A 15,715-nucleotide genomic window follows, 5' to 3' on the forward strand; every position below is an offset into this window, starting at 1 on the left:
TTTCTACGGAGGCTTGCACATGTTCGATTCCAGCGCCCTGCTGCGCCAGCGCTTCAACGCGCTGCGCAGCACGGCCGAGTTGTTTTCCCTGCGCCATGTGAAACAGTCGCACCAGGCACTTTCAGTGCGGCGCAATGTGGCCGAGCCGCCTTTCTTCAGCCAGGACGAAGGGGCCATGCTCACAGTGCGGGTCAATGGCGTGGAGGCCTATGCGGCCACCGCCGACCTGTCCCAGGCCGGCCTGCAACGGGCCCTGGAGCACGCCGAGGCGCTGGCCCGGCAAATCGCCCGGCACAGCCTGCTCGACCTGCGCGAACAACCCGTGACCAGCGCCCGCCACGACCACATCTCGCCCAACTTCGACCAGCCGGTGCCAGACCTGGCGGACTGCCTCGGCCTGCTGGCCGCCGAATCGGCCAGCGTACCCAAGGACACCCGCCTGGTGGACTGGCAGGCGAGCCTCGGCCTGACCCTGGTCGAACAGACCTACCTGAACTCGGCCGGCGCCGAACTGCGCCATGCCCAGCGCTTCCTGTTCCCAGGCCTGAGCGTCACCGCCAGCGACGGCCAGGACAGCCAGAGCCGCAGCCTGGGCCGGGACAACTTCGGCCAGCAGGGCGGCTTCGAGATCATCCAGCGCTGCGGCCTGGTCGGTGCCGCCCGCCAGGTCGCCGACCAAGCGCTGCAGTTGCTGCTGGCGCCGAACACCCCCAGCGGGCCGCGCGATCTGCTGCTGATGCCCGACCAGATGATGCTGCAGATCCACGAATCCATCGGCCACCCCCTGGAGATGGACCGCATCCTCGGCGACGAGCGCAACTACGCCGGCACCAGCTTCGTCAAGGCCAACGACTTCGGCCACCTGCAATACGGCTCCAGCCTGCTCAACGTGACCTTCGACCCGACCATCGGCGAAGAGCTGGCCAGCTACAGCTTCGATGACGACGGCACGGCGGCCAGCAAGCAGTTCCTGATCCGCGACGGCCTGCTGCTGCGTCCGCTCGGTGGCGCGCTGTCGCAGTTCCGCTCGGGCCTGGACGGTGTCGCCAACAGCCGCGCCTGCGGCTGGAACCGCGCGCCGATCGACCGCATGGCCAACCTCAATATCGAGCCAGGCGACAAATCCCTCGACCAACTGATCCAGGGCATCGAGCACGGCATCCTGATGCGCACCAACCGCTCCTGGTCCATCGACGATGCGCGCAACAAGTTCCAGTTCGGCTGCGAATGGGGCCAACTGATCGAAAACGGCGAGCTCAAGGGCATCGTCAAGAACCCCAACTACCGGGGCATCTCCGCACAGTTCTGGCGCAACCTTGCGGCAGTCGGCGACCGCAGCACCTTCCAGGTCCTCGGCACGCCGAACTGCGGCAAGGGCGAGCCCAACCAGGTGGTGCGGGTCGGGCACGCGTCGCCTGCCTGCGTGTTCCGCCAGATCGACGTATTCGGGGGAGACGCCTGATGAAAGATGCTTTCCAAGCCCTGGTCGGCACCGCGCGCGAAGGCCTGCAAGCGGGCGAGCAGTTCACCCTCGGCTACAGTGCCGAACAGTCGCAGTTCGTGCGTTTCAACCATGCCAAGGTGCGCCAGGCCGGCGAAGTGAGCCAGGCCAGCGCGCAACTGCGGCTGATCCACGATGGCCGCCAGGCCGCGCAACAGGTCACCCTCAGTGGTGACCCGCACCTGGACCGCCAGCGCCTGCTCGCCGCCCTGGAGCAATTGCGCCAGACCCTGCCGCTGCTGGCCATCGACCCTTACCTGCGCCTGGACGAAAGCGCCTGGCACAGCCACAGCCAGTTGCAGCCGGCACTGCCGGAACTGGGTGAAGTACTGGCCATGCTCGAACGCGAAGCCGGCGACCTGGACCTGGTCGGCATCTACGCTGCCGGCCCGATCTGCCGGGGTTTCGCCAGCTCGTTCGGGGCCTTTGGCTGGCACCAGGCCAACAGCTTCAACTTCGACTGGAGCCTGTTCCACGCCAATGGCCAGGCGGTGAAAGCCAACTATGCCGGCCAGCAATGGAACGCCGATGAGTTCACTGCCCGCCTGCGCCTGGCACGTGAACAGCTGGGGTTCCTGGGCCGCCCGGCGGTCACCCTCGAGCCCGGCAGTTACCGCGCCTACCTGGCGCCGGCGGCAATGGACGAAATCGCCGGCATGCTGTGCTGGGGCGGTTTCTCGGCGCAGGCCCTGGCCACCGGCAACAGTGCTCTCCAGCGTCTCTACAACGGTGATGCGCAGTTGAGCCCGCTGGTGAGTTTCAGCGAACAGGTCAGCGGCTCGCTGAGCCCGGCGTTTTCCGATGAAGGCTCACCGCGCCTGGATGTGCCGTTGATCCAGCAGGGCCAGGCGTTGCAGCGGTTGGTCAGTGCCCGCAGCGCGGTGGAGTTCGAGCTGTTGGCCAACGGCGCCGACAGCTACGAATCGCCCTGCGCACTCAGCCTGGCGCCGGGCAACCTGGCCAGCAAGCAGATCCTGCAGCGGCTTGGCACCGGGCTGTACATCAGCAACCTCTGGTACCTGAACTACTCGGACCTGCCGGCGGCACGCATGACCGGGCTGACCCGCTTCGCCACCTTCTGGGTGGAAAATGGCGAGATCCAGGGGCCGGTGAGCACCATGCGCTTCGATGACAGCCTGTACAGCCTGCTCGGCAACCAGCTGGAAGACCTGACCCGCGAGCGCGAGATGATCCTCTCGACCAGCACCTATGGGCAGCGCAGTACCGGCTCGAGCCATTTGCCAGGGGCACTGGTCAAAGGGCTGACCCTGACATTGTGATTGGCATTACCGGCCTCTTCGCGGCCAAAGCCACTCCCACAGGAGACAGGCGATCCCTGTGGGAGCGGCTTCAGCCGCGAAGAGGCCGGCACAGACAAACGAGGAAGTCATGCCCGACCGTGCACCGCTGGACCCCATCACCGCCCGCTGGCTGCCCTGGGTGGTGGCCATCGCCTTCTTCATGCAATCGCTGGACGGCACCATCCTCAACACCGCATTGCCGGCCATGGCCCGCTCGCTGGCCGAGGACCCGCTGCGCATGCAGGGCGTGATCATCGCCTACATGCTCACCGTCGCCCTGCTGATCCCCGCCTCGGGCTGGATCGCCGACCGCTTCGGCACCAAGCGCATCTTCTTCAGCGCCATCCTGCTGTTCAGCTTCGGCTCGGCCCTGTGCGCCGCGGCCAACAGCCTCGGCTTCCTGATCTTCGCCCGCGTGGTCCAGGGCCTGGGTGGCGCGCTGATGCTGCCGGTCGGGCGCCTGGTGGTGCTGCGCGCCTACCCGCGCAGCGAACTGGTGCGGGTGATGAGTTTCATCACCATCCCCGGCCTGCTCGGTCCGCTGCTGGGGCCAACGGTCGGCGGCTGGCTGGTGGAGATCCTCAGCTGGCACTGGATCTTCCTGCTCAACCTGCCGGTCGGCCTGATCGGTTGCTATGCCGTGTGGAAGTTCATCCCCGATCTGCGCGGGGTCGAACGTACCCGCTTCGACGGCCCCGGGTTCATCCTGTTCGGCGCCGCGATGGTGCTGATCACCATCGCCATGGAGGGCCTGGGCGAGCTGCACCTGCCGCACCTGCGGGTGATGCTCCTGCTGTTCGCCGGCATGGCCTGCCTGGCCGCCTACTGGCTGCGCGCCGGACGCGACCCGGAGCCGCTGTTCTCGCCCAGCCTGTTCCGCGTGCGCACCTTCGCCATCGGCATCCTCGGCAACCTGTTCTCGCGCCTGGGCAGCGGCGCGCTGCCGTTCCTGGTGCCGTTGCTGCTGCAAGTGGCGCTGGGTTACTCGCCAGCCCAGGCGGGCATGAGCATGATCCCGCTGGCCGCCTCGGCGATGCTCGCCAAGTCCGTGGCCCGAACCTTGATCGAACGCCTGGGCTACCGCATCGTGCTCACCGGCAACACCTTGCTCCTGGGCCTGTTGCTGGCCAGCCTGGGCCTGGTCGACGAACAGACCCCCTACGCCCTGCTGCTGGTGCAGCTGGCGCTGCTCGGCGCGGTCAACTCGATGCAGTTCACGGCAATGAACACGGTGACCCTGATCGACCTCGACGACGCCAGCGCCAGCAGCGGCAACAGCCTGCTTTCGGTGGTCGCGCAGCTGTCGCTGAGCCTGGGCGTGGCCTGCGCCGGCGCGCTGCTCGGCGGCTTCACCGCAGCCGGCAGCGCCGAGGGCGTGGAGACCACCCTGGAAGCCTTCCAGCTGACCTTCGTCACCATCGGCGTGATGGCCATGCTCGCGGCGGCGATCTTCCTGCAACTGTCGCCGACGGACGGAAGGCGTGCCCGTCGTCCGGAACAACACATGGAGTCGTAGGGCGAATGGCCATGAGGCTGGTAGACTGTGCGGCATTTTTCGCTTCGCACCGCAGGCCCGCCTCGTGACCACCGAATCCACCGCCTTTGCCTCCCTGCCGCTGTCCGCCGCCATGCTGGCCAACCTGGACGCCCTCGGCTACACCTCGATGACGCCGATCCAGGCCCAGAGCCTGCCCGTCATCCTGCGTGGCCAGGACCTGATCGCCCAGGCCAAGACCGGCAGCGGCAAGACCGCCGCCTTCGGCATCGGCCTGCTCAACCCGATCAACCCGCGCTACTTCGGCTGCCAGGCCCTGGTGCTGTGCCCCACCCGCGAGCTCGCCGACCAGGTGGCCAAGGAACTGCGCCGCCTGGCCCGCGCCGAGGACAACATCAAGATCCTCACCCTTTGCGGCGGCGTGTCGCTGGGCCCGCAGATCGCCTCGCTGGAGCACGGCGCGCACATCATCGTCGGCACGCCGGGGCGCATCCAGCAACACCTGGACAAGGGCACCCTGGTACTCGACGGCCTCAACACGCTGATCCTCGACGAAGCCGACCGCATGCTCGACATGGGTTTCTTCGACGCCATCGCCAGCATCATCGGCAAGACCCCGTCGCGCCGCCAGACCCTGCTGTTCTCGGCCACCTACCCGGCCGGCATCGAGCAACTGGCCGCCGACTTCATGCGCAAGCCGCAGCAGGTCAAGGTCGAGAGCCTGCATACCGACAACCAGATCGAGCAGCGCTTCATCGAGATCGACCCGCAGCAGCGCCTGGACGCCGTCACCCGCGTGCTCGGCCACTACCGCCCGCAGTCCTGCGTGGCGTTCTGCTTCACCAAGCAGCAGTGCGAGGACGTGGTCGCCCACCTCACCGCCAAGGGCATCGTCGCCCAGGCTCTGCATGGCGACCTGGAACAGCGTGACCGCGACCAGGTGCTGACCATGTTCGCCAACCGCAGCAGCTCGGTGCTGGTGGCCACCGACGTGGCCGCCCGCGGCCTGGACATCGATGGCCTGGACATGGTCATCAACGTCGAGCTGGCGCGTGATGCCGAGATCCACGTGCACCGCGTCGGCCGCACCGGTCGTGCCGGCGAGAAAGGCATCGCGGTCAGCCTGGTGGCACCGGCCGAGGGCCACCGTGCCCAGGCCATCGAACAGCTGCAGAAGAGCCCATTGCGCTGGGACCAGCTGGACAGCCTGAAAAACAAGGGCGGCGAGCCGCTGCTGCCGGTGATGAGCACCCTGTGCATCGCTGCCGGGCGCAAGGACAAGTTGCGCCCCGGTGACATCCTGGGTGCGCTGACCGGCGATGCCGGGATTCCGGGCAAGCAGGTGGGCAAGATTGCCATTTTCGACTTCCAGGCCTTTGTGGCTGTCGAGCGGGCGCTGGCCAAGCAGGCCATGCAGCGGTTGAACAGCGGCAAGATCAAGGGGCGGTCCCTGAAAGTCCGTATCGTCTGACCTATTTTGGGGCCGCTTTGCGGCCCTTTCGCGACACAAGGCCGCTCCTATAGGGGATCGCATGCTTCTGTAGGAGCGGCCTTGTGTCGCGAAAGGGCTGCGCAGCAGCCCCGGCAATTCCCAAGAGGTAACACCGTGCACTCCACCGACGTGATCATTCTCGGCGCCGGCGCCGCCGGCCTGATGTGCGCCCAGCTCAGCGCCCGCCGTGGCCGCCGGGTACTGCTGCTCGACCACGCCAACAAACCCGGCAAGAAGATCCTCATGTCCGGCGGCGGGCGCTGCAACTTCACCAACATGTACACCGAGCCGGCCAACTTCCTGTCGCACAACGCGCACTTCTGCAAGTCGGCCCTGGCCCGCTACACCCAGTGGGACTTCATCGAGCTGGTGTGCAAGCACGGCGTGCCGTACCACGAGAAAAAGCTCGGCCAGCTGTTCTGCGACAACAAGGCCAGCGACATCCTCGACATGCTCCTGGCCGAATGCGACGAGGCCGGGGCCGAGATCCGCATGCACACCAGCATCGAACAGATCGAGAAGACCGAAACCGGCTACCTGCTGCAGACCAGCGGCGGCCAGTTCGCCTGCCAGTCGCTGGTGATCGCCACCGGCGGCCTGTCGATCCCGACCCTGGGCGCCACCGGCTTCGGCTACCAGGTGGCCCGCCAGTTCGGCCACACCCTGCTGCCGACCCGCGCCGGCCTGGTGCCGTTCACCATCACCGAGCCCCAACTCAAGGCACTGTGCACCGAGCTGTCGGGCACCTCGCTGGACTGCACCGCCAGCTGCAACGGCACCAGCTTCCGCGAGAACCTGCTGTTCACCCACCGCGGCCTGAGCGGCCCGGCGATCCTGCAGATCTCGTCGTTCTGGGAGGCCGGCGACACCGTCGAGATCAACCTGTTGCCGGACCGCGATGCATTGACCTGGCTGCAACAGATGCAGAGCGAACGCGCCAACGCCGAACTCAAGACCGTACTGGGCGAGGTGTTCACCCGCAAGCTGGCCAACCTGCTGGCCGAGCAGTGGTTCGAATCGAAGCCCATGAAGCAGTACACCCCGGCGGAATTGGCGCAGATCGCCGAAAAGCTGGCGAACTGGCAGCTGGTCCCGGCCGGCACCGAGGGCTACCGAACCGCCGAAGTGACCCTGGGCGGGGTGGACACCCGCGAAGTGTCGTCCAAGACCATGGAATCGCTGAAAAGCCCCGGTCTGTACTTCATCGGCGAGGTGCTCGACGTCACTGGCCACCTGGGCGGTTTCAACTTCCAGTGGGCCTGGGCCTCCGCCAACGCCGCCGCGCAGTTCGTGTAGAGTAGAATCCATTCAGCAGCACGGAACGCTTCTTGCTGGCCGTGCTGCAATGCATTCATTCGATCACTGCCTAGCAGGCCATCATGTCATCGAGCTCGTTCCGCCAGTCATTGCGTCGCCTGTGGGGTCAAGACAAGTTCAGCTACAGCATCCGGGTCACCATCGCCCTCACCGGCAGCCTGGCCCTGTGCTGGTACCAGAACGAGATGGCCCTGCTGATCCCGCTGTTCCTCGGCATCATCGCCTGCGCCCTGGCCGAGACCGACGACAGCTGGCAGGGCCGCCTCAGCGCCCTGGCCGTCACCCTGGTGTGCTTCGCCATCGCCTCGCTGGCGGTCGAACTGCTGTTCCCCTACCCATGGATCTTCGCCATCGCCCTGCCCTTGGCGGCGTTTGGCCTGACCATGCTCGGCGCCCTGGGCGAGCGCTATGGCGCCATTGCCTCGGCGACCCTGATCACGTCGGTCTACACCATGATCGGCGTCGACCAGCGCGGCGGCATGGTCACCGATTTCTGGCACGAGCCGATGCTGCTGGTGGCCGGCGCCGCCTGGTACGGCCTGCTTTCGGTGCTGTGGCAGGCGCTGTTCTCCAACCAGCCGGTGCAGCAGAGCCTGGCCAAGCTGTTCTTCGAACTGGGCAGCTACCTCAAGCTCAAGGCCGCGCTGTTCGAGCCGATCCGCACCCTCGACGTCGAAGCCCAGCGCCTGGCGCTGGCGCGGCAGAACGGCCGGGTGGTGGCGGCCCTCAACGCCGCCAAGGAAATCATCCTGCACCGGGTCGGCAACAGCCAGCCCAACTCCAAGGTCAGCCGCTACCTCAAGCTGTACTTCCTGGCCCAGGACATCCACGAGCGGGTCAGCGCCTCGCACTACCCCTACAACGCGCTGACCGAGGCGTTCTTCCACAGTGACGTGATGTTTCGTTGCCAGCGCCTGCTGCGCAAGCAAGGCTCCTCCTGCCAGGAACTGGCCCGCTCGATCCGCCTGCGCCAGCCGTTCGTGCTGGCCAGTGGTTTCGCCGAAGCCCTGGAAGACCTCAACGCCTCGCTGGAGCACCTGCGCCTGCAGAGCAACCCGGCCTGGCGCGGCCTGCTGCGTTCGCTGCGGGCGCTGGCCGCCAACCTGGCGACCCTCGACCGCCTGCTCGGCGCCGCCAGCAACCCCGACAGCCTCGCCGACGCCAGCGACAGCAGCCTGCTCGACCGCTCGCCACGCAGCCTCAAGGACGTGTGGACACGCCTGCGTACCCAGCTGACGCCAACCTCGCTGCTGTTCCGCCACGCCCTGCGCCTGCCGCTGGCGCTGTCGATCGGCTACGGCATGGTGCACCTGATCCACCCGACCCAGGGCTACTGGATCATCCTCACCACCCTGTTCGTCTGCCAGCCCAACTACGGCGCCACCCGGCGCAAGCTGGTGCAGCGCATCTTCGGCACGGCCATCGGCCTGACCGTGGGCTGGGCGCTGTTCGACCTGTTCCCCAACCCGGTGGTGCAGTCGCTGTTCGCAGTGGCCGCCGGGGTGGTGTTCTTCGTCAACCGCACCACCCGCTACACCCTGGCCACGGCGGCGATCACCCTGATGGTGCTGTTCTGCTTCAACCAGATCGGCGATGGCTACGGGCTGTTCCTGCCGCGCCTGTTCGATACCCTGGTCGGCAGCCTGATCGCCATCCTCGCGGTGTTCCTGTTCCTACCCGACTGGCAGGGCCGGCGGCTGAACAAGGCCTTGGCCAACACCCTGGCCTGCGCCAGCGTGTACCTGCGCCAGATCATGCAGCAGTACGCCCACGGCAAGCGCGACGACCTCGCCTACCGCCTGGCCCGGCGCAACGCCCACAACGCCGACGCGGCGCTGTCGACCACCCTGGCCAACATGCTCATGGAGCCGGGGCACTTCCGCAAGGAAGCCGACGTGGGCTTCCGCTTCCTGGTGCTGTCGCACACCTTGCTCAGCTACCTTTCGGGGCTCGGCGCACACCGCGACACGGCGTTGCCGGCCGAGGTCCAGGAGCAGTTGATCGACGGCGCCGGGCAGAGCCTGGCCAGCAGCCTGGACGAGATCGCCAACGGGCTGGCGGCGCGCCTGCCGGTGGCGATTCACAGTGATGAAGAAGAGGCGCTGGCCAATGCGCTGGAGCAGATGCCGGAGGAGCTGGATGAGCATCAACGGCTGGTGCAGACGCAGCTGGCATTGATCTGCCGGCAGCTGGGGCCGTTGCGCACCTTGGCGGCGCACCTTATCAAGGAATCACCCGCGGCCTGATTTTCCATTGCCTGTGCCGGCCTCTTCGCGGGTGAACCCGCTCCCACAGGCCGGCACAGCTAGCCTCTATTTTGGCCGTCCTGCAAACTTGCGATGATCGGCCGTCATTTTCAGGAGTTACCTGCCATGTCCATCGACTGGATCTGCAAGCACCACACCGACCTGAGCAAGGAGCAGCTCTACGCCATCCTGCAACTGCGCACCGAAGTCTTCGTCGTCGAGCAGCGCTGCGCCTACCAGGAAGTCGATGGCCAGGACCTGGCCGGCGACACCCTGCACCTCATGGGCTGGCAGGATGACAGGCTGGTGGCCTACCTGCGCCTGCTCGACCCGCAATCCCAGCAAGGCGATGTGGTGATTGGCCGGGTGGTGACCTCGCCGGCGGCGCGCGGGCTGAAGCTGGGCCACCCGCTGCTGCTCAAAGGGCTGGAGGCAGCCGCCCATTGCTGGCCGGGCACGCCGCTCTACCTGTCGGCGCAGGCGCACTTGCAGGGCTTCTATGGCCGGCACGGCTTCGAAGCGGTGGGTGAGGCCTACCTGGAGGACGATATTCCCCACATCGGCATGCGCAAGCTCACGGGTAGCCCAGCACGCTCCTGATCTGCCGCAGGTGCTGGATGATCCACTGCTTGTCGATCGCCCCCCAGTCACGGATGCGGTACTGCCCGGCATGGTTGCGCGCGCCCTCCTGCTGCTCGAACTCGCAGACGATGTCCAGGTCGGCCAGCGCGGCGATGGTGTCCTGCGCGGTGCGCCGCGGCATGCCGGTGGCTTCGGTCAACGCCGGCACGCTGGTGGCGGTCTGGCTGTCGATCAGCCAGGCGACGTACAGGCGACGGTAGAAACTGCTCTTGGTCTTGCTCACATCCATGCTGCGGGGTCCTTACAGGTTGCCTGGCAACTCCCGGTAGGTCAGGTAGACGCGCAGGTCGAATTCCAGTTGGTGGTAGGCCGGTTCCATGTGCTGGCAGAGCTGGTAGAACGCCTTGTTGTGATCGCGCTCGCGCAGGTGCGCCAGCTCGTGCACCACGATCATGCGCAGGAACTCCGGCGCCGCCTCCTTGAACAGCGAGGCGATGCGGATTTCCTTCTTGGCCTTGAGCTTGCCACCCTGCACCCGTGACACCGCGGTGTTCAGGCCCAGGGCGCGGTGGGTCAGGTCGAGGCGGTTGTCGAACAGCACCTTGTCGAGGTTCGGCGCGCTGCGCAGGTACTGCTGGCGCAGGTCCTGGGCATAGCCGTACAGCGCCTTGTCGCTCTGCACGTCATGGCGGCCGGGGTAGCGGCGCTGCAGGTATTCGCCCAGGCGGTCGCTGTCGATCATCTGCCGCACCTGCTCCTGCAGGTGCGGCGGGTAGGCTTGCAAGTAGCGTAATTCGGTCATGGCACGGCAGTCGGCGAAACGAATGCCGATTCTAGCCAATCACGGCCGCGGCCAGGAAAAATTCGCCGGGAAGCCGCTGGCATCGGCGGCGGTCATCGGGCGTGCGACCAGGAAGCCCTGTACGTATTCGCAACCGTTTGCCTTCAGCCACGCGGCCTGGGCCGGGGTTTCCACGCCCTCGGCGATGACCGTGATCCGGTAGTCGGCGCACAGGCCGATGACGCTGCGCACCAGCGCCGCGTCCACCGCCGAGTCCGGCAACCGGGCAACCAGGTGGCGGTCCAGCTTCAGGGTATCGATCGGCAGGTCGCGCAGCATGCGCAGCGAACAGTCGCCGGCGCCAAAGTCGTCCAGCGCCACACGCACGCCCAGTTCGCGCAGGCGGTGGATCTGCTTGATCGCCGCATCGATGTTGTACATCAGCGACATCTCCGCCACTTCCACCTCCAGCTGCGACGGCGTGAGCTGGTAATCCTGGATCACCCGCTGCAACTCGTCGGCCAGCCCCGGCAGGGTGAACTGCGCGCGGCTGAGGCTGATGCCCAGCACCAGGTCGGGATCGAAGCGCTGGCACCAGTCTTGGCGTTGGGCGGCGCCCTGGCGGTAGATCCAGCTGGCCAGGCGGTTGATCAGCCGCGCCTCTTCCAGCAACGGGATGAACAGCCCCGGCGGCACGTCACCGACGCTGGGGTGCTGCCAGCGCAGCAAGGCCTCGAAGCCCCGCAGGCGGCCATCGGCAAACGCCACCTGGGGCTGGTAGACCAAGGTGAAGTCCTGCGCTTCGATGGCGCTGCGCACGCTGTCCTCGAGCATCAGCCGCGAACGTGCCCGGCCATTGAGTTCCTGGTCGTAGAAGCGGTACTGATGGCGGCCGGCCTGCTTGGCCGCATACATCGCGGTATCGGCAGCGCGCAGCAGGCCTTCGACGTTGGCCCCGCAGTCCGGGTAGGTGGCGATGCCGATACTGACCCCCAGGCACACATCGATGCCTTCGATCTGCTGCTGGATCGCCACCCGTTCGAGCAGCTTCTCGGCATAGCGCCCGGCCTGCTCGGGGTACGGCAGGCCGTCGAACAGCGCGGTGAACTCGTCGCCGCCCATGCGCGCCAGCAGCGCCTCACCGCCCAGGCAATCCTTGATCTGCTCGGCGACCCAGCGCAACACCCGGTCACCGGCATCGTGGCCCAGCGAGTCGTTGATCCGCTTGAAGCCGTCCAGGTCCATGTACATCAGGGCCTGGGCCTTGTTCGGGCGCTCGCTGCGCAGCAGCGCGCCCTCGGCGGCCTGGTAGAAGCCGCGGCGGTTGAGCAGCCCGGTCAACGGGTCGGTCACCGCCTGGTATTCGAGCTGCTGGTGCAGGTTGCGCTCCACCGACATGTCCAGCACCGTCACCACCATGGCCTGCTGTTCCGCCGGCAACGGCGCGCACGACAGGGCCACCGGCACCAGCTGGCCGCCCTGGGTGCGCAGGTGGGCCTCGTGGACGCGTACGATCTTGCGCGCGAGGTAGGCGCTGTGGAATTCGGATTCGCTCCACAACGTGGCGTTGGCCAACTGCAGCAGCGTGAGCAAGTGCGTACCCTGCAACTGCTCGACCGGCGTCTGCAACAAGCGCGAGATCGCCGGGTTGGCAAAGCTGATGACGCCGCCGTCGTCGACCACCAGGATGCCTTCGGCAGCGTTCTCCAGGATCGATGCGTTGAAGGCCCGGGCCGCCTCAAGCTCGCGGGTCAGGCGCTGGAGCATGCGCTTGTTGCGCTGCTGGTCGAGCTGGGCCTGCACCTTGGGCTTGAGAATCTGCGGGTCGAACGGTTTGAACAGGTAATCCACCGCACCGCTGGCGTAACCCTTGAGCACGGCGGCATCGGACTGCTCGTTGGCGGTGAGGAAGATGATCGGGGTCAGCCGGGTTCTCTGGCTGCCGCGCATCAGGCGGGCCACTTCGAAGCCGTCCATTTCCGGCATCTGCACATCGAGCAGCACCAGATCGACCTCGTGCTCGAGCAAGGTCCCCAGGGCTTCGGTCCCTGAGCTTGCGGTCAGCACCTGCCAATCATTGCGTGCCAGCAAGGCGCGCATGCTGATGAGGTTTTCCGGGTAATCATCGACTACCAGAAGAACCGATTTGCCATCCACTGGTTGAGGGTGAGCGCCATCCATGCTGCTTCTCTTATTAGACCGACTGCTGCTTTCCATTGGATCCGATCATGATTCTAGCCTCGGATGCCAAACGCGCAACGCAGGAAGATGGCGATACGCCACGATCTGGACGTTAGTCGACTAACGGTCAGAACGCAAAATACAGCGTTTCAGGGGGATGGCCTGAAGACCTGAGCAGCAAGCCAGGCCTTCAGTGGAACCGACCATCAAGCGTTGTTGAACCGTGCCAGCAGCACTGGCGTCTTGCCGGGCTCTACCCGGAACACCAGGCGGTCGCCCCGCTTGATCGGCTGGCTGCTCGCCCCATAGCGGATCTCGCTGGCATAGTCCGCATCACTGGTGATCACCTGGATGGACGTATACCCAGACGTATTGGCGGCGAAATCCAAAGAGGGAGACCAGTAACCATTGCCCATGTTGAAGATGCCGTAGGATTGCGTCTGCAATCGCGAGGCGCTCCTGTCGGTATCGGGACTGGAGCGGATCACGTGCGCCCCCCGCTGCCTGGCACGCAGCCCGTTTGCGGCAATGACGTTGTCAACCATCCTGCAACGCAAAGACCAGTCGGTATTGATGATGTAGTGCTTGTTGATCGGGCCACCTTGAGGCTTGTAAGCGAACCAGCCCATGACCTCACCGGAAAGGTCATGCGGCACGAAAAACGGTTCCCGGTAGCGTGCAGCCTGAACCGAACGCAGGTCACCAAATGCTTTGGGTTCTGTTCCAACTTTTTCCACAAAAGCTTTCAACACTGCCAGCCTCGGCTGATTGTGTCCGATCCAGCGCTGGTTCACACCCGGCCAGAAGGACGCATCCCTTGAACCGTGATTGTAGGAAACCACTGTATTGGTACCCAACTCCCACAGTTGGGCAACCGCCAATGCCTTGCATGCAGGGGGAACGACCGTTTTGCCCAATACTTGCTTGAGCACCCCCGCCAACTCTTTGTGCGCTTCAGCGGTGAAATTCTTGAAGCGGTGAAAGTTCAGGATGACGATTTCACGTTGCGCGTTGTAGTCCCGCCGAAAGCGCAGCAACGGCTGCAACACATCACGTTCTATATAACGACCGTTATCCGTATCGTGGAAAATACCAAAACGTCCCTCACCTTGTCTCTTCTGAAAGAATTGCACGCGCAAGTCAAGTACACGAATCCCCCACTTCAGCTGATCGTAGATCGGAACATCCTGACAGGTCTGCGACGAGGGAGAATGCGGGCCTTGCTTGTCATATCCAGAGTTATGTGTCCCCAGCAGGACACACTCCCCAATCGGTAGCACCCGGGCGCCACTGTAGCGCTCCATCCAGTTGCTGCGATTGTTATTTGCCGGTTTGCATATACCACCCGACCAACTTCCGTTCGGACACCAACCGGCCATCACTCACCTCCTTGGGCAATATGCTCACAGACATCCTGGCAGCCGTGCTCGCAGGTCGAACCAGCTACATCGTCTTCGTCGTTCTCTGACACTGGCGGAAGCTGCATTTCCCCCAGTGCCAACTCATCGCCTGATTCCGCGGTAATGATAAACATGAAAGATGACTCCATTTATTAAAGGAGCCCAAAGACTAACAACTAAAAATTCACTGCAAACCTAGCAGATCTAACAGGCTGTTATTTATAGATACTTGGGGAATCACTTCCCTCCTGCCCATAAAAAAACCCGCATTTCTGCGGGTTTTTTTCAGCGTGACGACTGGCAGATCAATTGACCTTGGCGGCCAACTCACCTTTCAGGTAGCGCTGGAACATGCCTTCCAGGGAGATCGGCTTGATCTTCGAAGCGTTGCCGGCAGTGCCGAAGGCTTCGTAACGGGCGATGCACACGTCGCGCATGGCCTTCACGGTTTCACCGAAGAACTTGCGTGGGTCGAACTCGCTCGGGTTCTGCGCCATCAGGCGACGCATGGCGCCGGTAGAGGCCAGGCGCAGGTCGGTGTCGATGTTGACCTTGCGCACGCCGTGCTTGATGCCTTCGACGATTTCCTCGACCGGTACGCCATAGGTTTCCTTGATGTCACCGCCGTACTGGTTGATGATCGCCAGCCACTCTTGCGGCACCGAGGAAGAACCGTGCATCACCAGGTGGGTGTTGGGGATGCGCTTGTGGATTTCCTTGATGCGGTCGATCGCCAGCACGTCGCCGGTAGGTGGCTTGGTGAACTTGTAGGCGCCGTGGCTGGTGCCGATGGCGATGGCCAGGGCGTCGACCTGGGTCTTCTTGACGAAGTCGGCGGCTTCTTCCGGGTCGGTCAGCATCTGGCTGTGGTCCAGCACGCCTTCGGCGCCGATACCGTCTTCTTCACCGGCCATGCCGGTTTCCAGCGAACCCAGGCAGCCCAGTTCGCCTTCCACCGAAACGCCGCAGGCGTGGGCCATGGCCACGGTCTGCTGGGTGACGCGCACGTTGTACTCGTAGTCGGTCGGGGTCTTGCCGTCTTCGCCCAGCGAGCCGTCCATCATCACCGAGCTGAAGCCCAGCTGGATCGAGCGCTGGCAGACGTCAGGGCTGGTACCGTGGTCCTGGTGCATGCACACCGGGATATGCGGGAACTCTTCGATGGCGGCCAGGATCAGGTGGCGCAGGAACGGGGCACCGGCGTATTTGCGGGCACCGGCCGAAGCCTGCACGATCACCGGGGAATCGGTCTTGTCGGCCGCTTCCATGATGGCGCGCATCTGCTCGAGGTTGTTGACGTTGAAAGCCGGAACGCCGTAACCGAACTCGGCGGCGTGGTCCAGCATCTGGCGCATGCTAATGAGTGCCATTGTGTATCTCTCTCCCGACAAGCGTCGTTTGTTTCATGCAAGCCTGCCG

Annotated in this window: 13 protein-coding genes; 7 read left to right on the top strand and 6 right to left on the bottom strand. The window is 65.0% G+C overall.

Annotation, left to right across the window (positions count from 1 at the left end; translation table 11 throughout):
• The first annotated feature begins 19 nt into the window (after window positions 1–19).
• From ACIP21_RS11365 to ACIP21_RS11395, 7 genes are all read left to right on the top strand, one after another.
• Entirely contained in the window at window positions 20–1,462 is a 1,443-nt protein-coding gene (locus ACIP21_RS11365; protein WP_400687397.1) for a TldD/PmbA family protein, read from the top strand.
• Window positions 1,462–2,781, top strand: a complete 1,320-nt coding sequence (locus tag ACIP21_RS11370) for a TldD/PmbA family protein (protein WP_400687399.1) — start codon at window positions 1,462–1,464, stop codon at window positions 2,779–2,781. The genes ACIP21_RS11365 and ACIP21_RS11370 overlap by 1 nt, the downstream gene beginning before the upstream one ends.
• Before the next feature lie 109 nt (window positions 2,782–2,890).
• Complete coding sequence (gene mdtD, locus ACIP21_RS11375; protein WP_400687401.1) at window positions 2,891–4,318, top strand: multidrug transporter subunit MdtD; 1,428 nt, start codon at window positions 2,891–2,893, stop codon at window positions 4,316–4,318.
• Window positions 4,319–4,430: 112 nt separating this feature from the next.
• Entirely contained in the window at window positions 4,431–5,768 is a 1,338-nt protein-coding gene (dbpA, locus tag ACIP21_RS11380) for an ATP-dependent RNA helicase DbpA (protein ID WP_400687972.1), read from the top strand.
• A 135-nt stretch (window positions 5,769–5,903) separates the two neighbouring features.
• Window positions 5,904–7,085, top strand: a complete 1,182-nt coding sequence (locus ACIP21_RS11385; protein ID WP_400687403.1) for an NAD(P)/FAD-dependent oxidoreductase — start codon at window positions 5,904–5,906, stop codon at window positions 7,083–7,085.
• Between the two features lie 83 nt (window positions 7,086–7,168).
• Entirely contained in the window at window positions 7,169–9,352 is a 2,184-nt protein-coding gene (gene yccS, locus ACIP21_RS11390) for a YccS family putative transporter (protein ID WP_400687404.1), read from the top strand.
• A 126-nt stretch (window positions 9,353–9,478) separates the two neighbouring features.
• Complete coding sequence (locus tag ACIP21_RS11395) at window positions 9,479–9,952, top strand: GNAT family N-acetyltransferase (protein ID WP_400687406.1); 474 nt, start codon at window positions 9,479–9,481, stop codon at window positions 9,950–9,952.
• On the opposite strand, the gene ACIP21_RS11400 is transcribed toward ACIP21_RS11395, so the two are convergent.
• The 6 genes from ACIP21_RS11400 to fba all read right to left on the bottom strand — a co-directional run bounded on the left by ACIP21_RS11400 (window position 9,927) and on the right by fba (window position 15,666).
• Window positions 9,927–10,223, bottom strand: coding sequence for a helix-turn-helix domain-containing protein (locus tag ACIP21_RS11400; RefSeq protein ID WP_400687408.1), 297 nt, complete (start codon window positions 10,221–10,223; stop codon window positions 9,927–9,929). The two genes, ACIP21_RS11395 and ACIP21_RS11400, sit on opposite strands and share 26 nt — an antisense overlap.
• Before the next feature lie 12 nt (window positions 10,224–10,235).
• Entirely contained in the window at window positions 10,236–10,736 is a 501-nt protein-coding gene (locus ACIP21_RS11405; protein ID WP_400687410.1) for a M48 family metallopeptidase, read from the bottom strand.
• A 39-nt stretch (window positions 10,737–10,775) separates the two neighbouring features.
• Window positions 10,776–12,896 carry a putative bifunctional diguanylate cyclase/phosphodiesterase gene (locus tag ACIP21_RS11410; RefSeq protein WP_400687412.1) on the bottom strand — a complete coding sequence of 707 codons (2,121 nt, stop codon included), beginning with the start codon at window positions 12,894–12,896 and terminating at the stop codon, window positions 10,776–10,778.
• 206 nt (window positions 12,897–13,102) lie between these two features.
• On the bottom strand, window positions 13,103–14,275 hold the full coding sequence (locus ACIP21_RS11415) for a hypothetical protein (RefSeq protein ID WP_400687414.1): 1,173 nt from the start codon (window positions 14,273–14,275) through the stop codon (window positions 13,103–13,105).
• Window positions 14,275–14,430 carry a hypothetical protein gene (locus ACIP21_RS11420; RefSeq protein WP_400687415.1) on the bottom strand — a complete coding sequence of 52 codons (156 nt, stop codon included), beginning with the start codon at window positions 14,428–14,430 and terminating at the stop codon, window positions 14,275–14,277. The genes ACIP21_RS11415 and ACIP21_RS11420 overlap by 1 nt, the downstream gene beginning before the upstream one ends.
• Before the next feature lie 171 nt (window positions 14,431–14,601).
• The gene (gene fba / locus ACIP21_RS11425; RefSeq protein WP_008093958.1) at window positions 14,602–15,666 is read right to left on the bottom strand and encodes a class II fructose-bisphosphate aldolase; all 1,065 of its coding nucleotides are present in this window, start codon (window positions 15,664–15,666) and stop codon (window positions 14,602–14,604) included.
• Window positions 15,667–15,715: the final 49 nt, after the last annotated feature.

Source organism: Pseudomonas sp. NPDC089401, assembly GCF_044749485.1.
In the GTDB taxonomy this organism is placed as follows: Bacteria; Pseudomonadota; Gammaproteobacteria; order Pseudomonadales; family Pseudomonadaceae; genus Aquipseudomonas.

What these genes read in the sequence shown, in the direction of transcription:
- mdtD (WP_400687401.1), top strand. Translation starts at nt 2,891, where the DNA reads ATGCCCGACCGTGCACCGCTGGACCCCATCACCGCCCGCTGGCTGCCC.
- ACIP21_RS11410 (WP_400687412.1), bottom strand. Translation starts at nt 12,896, where the DNA reads ATGGATGGCGCTCACCCTCAACCAGTGGATGGCAAATCGGTTCTTCTG.
- dbpA (WP_400687972.1), top strand. Translation starts at nt 4,431, where the DNA reads ATGCTGGCCAACCTGGACGCCCTCGGCTACACCTCGATGACGCCGATC.
- ACIP21_RS11415 (WP_400687414.1), bottom strand. Translation starts at nt 14,275, where the DNA reads ATGGCCGGTTGGTGTCCGAACGGAAGTTGGTCGGGTGGTATATGCAAA.
- ACIP21_RS11395 (WP_400687406.1), top strand. Translation starts at nt 9,479, where the DNA reads ATGTCCATCGACTGGATCTGCAAGCACCACACCGACCTGAGCAAGGAG.
- fba (WP_008093958.1), bottom strand. Translation starts at nt 15,666, where the DNA reads ATGGCACTCATTAGCATGCGCCAGATGCTGGACCACGCCGCCGAGTTC.
- ACIP21_RS11365 (WP_400687397.1), top strand. Translation starts at nt 20, where the DNA reads ATGTTCGATTCCAGCGCCCTGCTGCGCCAGCGCTTCAACGCGCTGCGC.
- yccS (WP_400687404.1), top strand. Translation starts at nt 7,169, where the DNA reads ATGTCATCGAGCTCGTTCCGCCAGTCATTGCGTCGCCTGTGGGGTCAA.
- ACIP21_RS11400 (WP_400687408.1), bottom strand. Translation starts at nt 10,223, where the DNA reads ATGGATGTGAGCAAGACCAAGAGCAGTTTCTACCGTCGCCTGTACGTC.
- ACIP21_RS11370 (WP_400687399.1), top strand. Translation starts at nt 1,462, where the DNA reads ATGAAAGATGCTTTCCAAGCCCTGGTCGGCACCGCGCGCGAAGGCCTG.
- ACIP21_RS11420 (WP_400687415.1), bottom strand. Translation starts at nt 14,430, where the DNA reads ATGTTTATCATTACCGCGGAATCAGGCGATGAGTTGGCACTGGGGGAA.
- ACIP21_RS11405 (WP_400687410.1), bottom strand. Translation starts at nt 10,736, where the DNA reads ATGACCGAATTACGCTACTTGCAAGCCTACCCGCCGCACCTGCAGGAG.